Origin of the sequence: Sphingobium sp. C100 (assembly GCF_000508185.1) — a bacterium.
GTDB lineage: Bacteria > Pseudomonadota > Alphaproteobacteria > Sphingomonadales > Sphingomonadaceae > Sphingobium.
The window spans coordinates 1-1,786 of record NZ_AYOY01000092.1 but is presented as its reverse complement, the minus strand read 5'-3'; the positions used below and the strand labels follow the sequence as shown (position 1 = coordinate 1,786).

Annotated in this window: 3 protein-coding genes; 2 read left to right on the top strand and 1 reads right to left on the bottom strand. The window is 71.2% G+C overall.

All coding sequences use genetic code 11. From position 1 onward, the window contains the following. Positions 1-923, bottom strand: a 923-nt coding sequence (locus C100_RS31905; protein ID WP_024019076.1) for a S8 family serine peptidase, incomplete at its 3' end; no start/stop codon positions are given. A 126-nt stretch (positions 924-1,049) separates the two neighbouring features. Here C100_RS31905 and C100_RS31900 point away from each other — a divergent pair. Then, positions 1,050-1,538: an RNA polymerase sigma factor gene (locus tag C100_RS31900; RefSeq protein ID WP_024019075.1), complete on the top strand. Its 489-nt coding sequence runs from the start codon at positions 1,050-1,052 to the stop codon at positions 1,536-1,538. Then, positions 1,535-1,786, top strand: a 252-nt coding sequence (locus C100_RS31895) for an anti-sigma factor family protein (protein ID WP_024019074.1), incomplete at its 3' end; no start/stop codon positions are given. The genes C100_RS31900 and C100_RS31895, both read left to right, overlap by 4 nt.

Below are 1,786 nucleotides of genomic sequence, written 5' to 3'. Positions count from 1 at the left end.
GGCGCGGCGGGGCCGTCATTGCCGACCGCCGCGACGAGCGTCACGCCCCGCGCGCGGGCCAGGCGGATCGCGCCTTCCAGCAGCGGATTGGCCGGGCCGACCAGACTGACGGTGACGACGGGCACGCCCCGCGCGGCCATCCACCCCAGCGCGCGCACGAGGGCGAAGGCGCCGCCGCCGGCCGGATCGCTGCCATAGACGTCCGCGACGAGCAGGGGCGTGCCGGGCGCTGCGCCCCGCACCAGTCCGTCGCCGCCGATCAGGGAGGCGACGGCGGTGCCATGGGCGCTGGCGCGTGGTGCGCCTTCGGCAAAGCCGCGCTGTTCGATCGGCGCGGTCAGGGCCGGATGGCGCGCCACCCCGCCGTCGATCAGGCCCACCGCCCGGCCGTCGATCCGCCTGCCGGCCGCCAGCGCCTGCACCGCGACCGGTTGGGCCGCGCCGCTTGGGAAATAGAGATTGTCCGCGCTTGCCTGCGCGCGCGGGGCCAGCTTGCGGACTTCGCGCAACGCCTTTGCCAGGCTGCGCTCCCGCGGCACCGCCAGCCGCGCGATCGACAGGTCCAGGCCGTCGATCCTGTCCGTTTCCACCCCATATCCCGCCGTACGCACGGCATCGAGCGCCGGCTCGTCCGCGCCGGTCAGCAGGATGACGCCGCGCCGGGCGGGTTCGCGCCGGTCGTCCAGTTCGATCCGGTCGCGATGCGCGCGAACCAGCCCGCCGATCCGGGTCGCGCGCGCCGCCGCCAGCCGGTCGGCGATCCTGGCGGGGGACAACCGGTCGAGGCCGGTGGCATCGATCGTGCCTTCGACCCGGCCGAGCAGGTCGGGCACAGCCTGACCGACATTGGGCAGCAACTGGGCCTGCGCGCCCGGCGCCATCAGGATCAGGCCCGCGACCATCCATGGGCGCATCAGTTTCATGTCGCTTCACTGGTCCTTTCCCCGGAAAAATCATCCATTGCGAAAAAATGTCCATCTGTCGCGCGGCATGGGGATTAAACGAGCGGGTCGGGACGTTTCATCCCTGGATCAAGAGACGGAGAGACAATGTCGTTCGAACGCGACCTGCTGGCGATCCTGCCCCGGTTGCGGCGCTTTGCCGCCAGCCTGTCGCGCGACCGCGCCGATGGCGACGATCTGTGCCAGGCGGCGGTGGAACGGGCGCTCAAGGCGCGCGACCAATGGCAACCGGGCACCCGTCTCGACAGTTGGATATATCGGATCATGCGCAACCTGTGGATCGACGAGGCGCGCGCGCGCCAGCGCGCCGCCAGAACCTTCGCCCCTGAAGAGGCGGGCGCGGGCGTGGGCCATGCCGGCGATCGCGACGTGGAGGCGCATATGGCCCTGGCCGACGTCGATCGGGCGATGCAGGCATTGCCCGACGAGCAGCGCGAGGCGATCGCGCTCGTGCTGGTGGATGGGATGTCCTACCGTGAAGCGGCCGAACTGCTGGGGATACCGATGGGCACGTTGACATCGCGACTGGTGCGCGGGCGTGGCGCGTTGATCGAACTGATGGGAGAAGCGGCATGAGCCGGATTGACGAAGCCATGCTGATCGCGCTGGTCGATGGCGAACTGGACGAGGTCAATCGGCGCCGCGTCGAACGGGCGGTGGCGGACGACCCGGCGCTGGCGGCGCGACTGGAGGCGCATCAACGGCTGCGCGCGCGTCTTTCCAGCCATTATGCCCCGGTCGCGCAGGAACCGGTGCCCGAAAGGTTGCGCGCCTTGCTGGAGGACAGCGTGAAGGTGGCGCCGATCCGGCCGCCGGCGGCGCGC